Annotated in this window: 1 protein-coding gene; it reads left to right on the top strand. The window is 65.0% G+C overall.

The annotated features are described in order from the left end of the window. Positions 1-366: RHS repeat domain-containing protein (locus ACWR1S_RS30940; RefSeq protein ID WP_454566153.1), on the top strand; the 366-nt coding region annotated here is incomplete at both ends.

Below are 366 nucleotides of genomic sequence, written 5' to 3'. Positions count from 1 at the left end.
ACTACGACGACGCTCACGTGATTCTGCAGCGGCAACTGGCTGGCGGCGCGAGTTTTTTCTGGGAGTGGGAGCGGTCGGGGAAAGCGGCGCGTTGCGTGCGCCACTGGGCGTCGTTTTCGCAGATGGACACGCGTTACGTCTGGAATGACGACGGCAGCGTCGCGGTGCATTACGTCGATGGCACCGAAGAAACGTACGTGCACGACGAGCGTGCGCGGCTGGTGCGCAAGGTCGAGGCCGACGGTGGCGAGCAGCTCAAGGCCTATGACGATGCCGGGCGGTTGATCGCCGAGCAGGATGCCTTGGGCGCCGTCACCGAATACCGCTACGACGAGGTCGGACGGCTGATCGCGCTGATTCCGCCGG

This window comes from Pseudomonas sp. AIG (assembly GCF_977020205.1).
The sequence above is the reverse complement of the archived record's forward strand: the minus strand, read 5'-3'. Positions and strand labels throughout refer to the sequence as shown.